Source organism: Streptomyces murinus, assembly GCF_002154555.1.
In the GTDB taxonomy this organism is placed as follows: domain Bacteria; phylum Actinomycetota; class Actinomycetes; order Streptomycetales; family Streptomycetaceae; genus Streptomyces; species Streptomyces murinus.
Window position 1 is genome coordinate 1 of record NZ_MUNF01000572.1, and the last position, 2412, is coordinate 2412.

The following is a 2412-nucleotide window of genomic DNA, read 5'->3' on the forward strand; positions in this document are numbered from 1 at the left end:
GCGGCATGCCCAGCGACAACGACCTGCTGTGGAACGACGTCAAGTACTGCACGCAAGGCATCACCCCGCCGCCGTCGCAGGGCAAGCCCGACTGCCTGAAGGTGACCCCGAACTACGTCGTGCTGCACGGAAGTCCGGAGAACACGCACAACTATCTCCTCCTTCCCTCGTGCCGGATCACGGGCATCGAATGCCCGTTCATCCATATGGACTCGGCGGCCAACTACTGGCACGAAGCGTGGGAGAACGCTCGGCACGGGGGAAGCGTTCCCGTGCAGTACGCGAACATCGGGCTGGGAATCAATTCGCAGCACGCGCGCCGCTATCAGCAGCTGCATATCCATATGGCCGGAATCAGACCGAGCACACAGCGGCGGCTCCAGGAACTCGAGGCCCAGGGCCGCATGGCCACCCAGCCCTCCCAATGGGCCGCCCCGGGAAATCAGGCACCCGTGTCGGGGCCCGCGGGTTCGGGTGACCGCGTCTATCGCATCCTCAAGCTCCAGGACCTCCAGCAGAACCCCTTCACGCTGCTGTACCGGAACGTGGTGGTCCCGAATTCGCTGGACATGGCGGACCAGACCCTCATCGTGGTCCCGAAGATGACGGCCGCCGGATTCTTCGCCGGCTCCTTCTACGTCCTCAACAGCGACACCTCCCTCCACGACGGCACCAGCACGTGCGACTACCTGCTGGTGTACGGCTGACGGGACACCGCCGTCGCAACCGGCCGGCATCACCCTGCCGGCCCAACCCCCTACGTGATCCGGGGCACAAAACCCCCAGGTAACACGGGGTTCACATAAGGGCAATGGTCGGGAAACGGCCTGTTGGCAGGCTTCCGGGCAGATCGAGAGTACGGCGCGCGGCGCCGCACCGGCACCCGCAAGTGCGCCCGAACCACCCCGAAGGATGTGTCCCCCCGTGACCTTCAAGGCCGAGTACATCTGGATCGACGGCACCGCGCCGACGGCCAAGCTCCGTTCCAAGACGAAGATCATCACGGGTGCTCCGGCCGGTCTCGACGCGCTGCCGCTGTGGGGCTTCGACGGCTCCTCCACCAACCAGGCCGAGGGCCACGCCTCGGACCGCGTGCTCAAGCCGGTCTTCAGCTGCCCGGACCCGATCCGCGGCGGCGACGACGTGCTGGTGCTGTGCGAGGTCCTGAACACGGACATGACGCCGCACGCCTCCAACACCCGCGCCGAACTGGCCGAGGTCTCCGCGCGGTTCGCGGCGCAGGAGCCGATCTTCGGCATCGAGCAGGAGTACACCTTCTTCGACGGCACCCGCCCGCTGGGCTTCCCCGAGGGCGGCTTCCCGGCCCCCCAGGGCGGCTACTACTGCGGTGTCGGCGCCGACGAGATCTTCGGCCGCGAGGTCGTCGAGGCGCACCTCGACCACTGTCTGAAGGCCGGTCTCGGCATCTCCGGCATCAACGCCGAGGTCATGCCGGGCCAGTGGGAGTTCCAGGTCGGCCCGCTCGCCCCGCTGGAGGTCTCCGACCAGCTGTGGGTGGCCCGCTGGCTGCTGTACCGCACCGCCGAGGACTTCAAGATCTCCGCGACCCTCGACCCCAAGCCGGTCAAGGGCGACTGGAACGGCGCGGGCGCGCACACCAACTTCTCCACCAAGGCGATGCGCGAGGGCTACGACGCGATCATCACCGCGTGCGAGTCGCTGGGCGAGGGCTCCAAGCCGCTGGACCACGTCAAGAACTACGGCGCCGGCATCGACGAGCGGCTGACCGGTCTGCACGAGACCGCGCCGTGGGACGAGTTCACCTACGGCGTCTCCGACCGCGGTGCCTCGGTGCGCATCCCGTGGCAGGTCGAGGTGGACGGCAAGGGCTACATCGAGGACCGCCGTCCGAACGCCAACGTCGACCCCTACCTGGTGACCCGCCTGATGGTGGACACCTGCTGCACGGCGCTGGAGAAGGCCGGTCAGGTCTGATCCGCCCGTAAACCCTGACAGGGGCGCCCGCCGTTCGCGGCGGGCGCCCCTGTCGCATGCCCCGGTGCGCCCCGCAGGCGCGCACCGGAGGTCCCCGACCGGGACCCGCACGCGTCCGGCTGTCCGCATACTGAGACAACGATTCGGCCTTCTCCGCGCCCACAACCCGCTGATCAGGGGCTTGACTCCGGCCCCAGCGGCCTCCGCAACGCAGACTTCACGCCAATGACACGTCCAACCCTTGAGAGGACTCTCGTGCCCGGCACGCACCTCTGCTTCAATGGGCGCATGGCCAGCTTCCAGAAGATCACCGCGACGGGTCGCCACGACCTCGAGCCCTTCTGGCCCTCCCGCCAGCACCACGACTTCGACCGGGTGTGTTGTCGCGCGATATCCGCGCGGGCCGAAGGCCGGGGTTACGGCTTCACAGGGCCCGCGCGGATATCGCGCGACAAC

Annotated in this window: 2 protein-coding genes; both read left to right on the forward strand. The window is 68.0% G+C overall.

The window, feature by feature from the left end; translation table 11 throughout:
* Positions 1-707, forward strand: a 707-nt coding sequence (locus tag CCN72_RS29925; RefSeq protein WP_107430190.1) for a CDP-diacylglycerol diphosphatase, incomplete at its 5' end; no start/stop codon positions are given.
* Between the two features lie 217 nt (positions 708-924).
* On the forward strand, positions 925-1956 hold the full coding sequence (gene glnII / locus CCN72_RS29930; RefSeq protein ID WP_086811141.1) for a glutamine synthetase: 1032 nt from the start codon (positions 925-927) through the stop codon (positions 1954-1956).
* Positions 1957-2412: the final 456 nt, after the last annotated feature.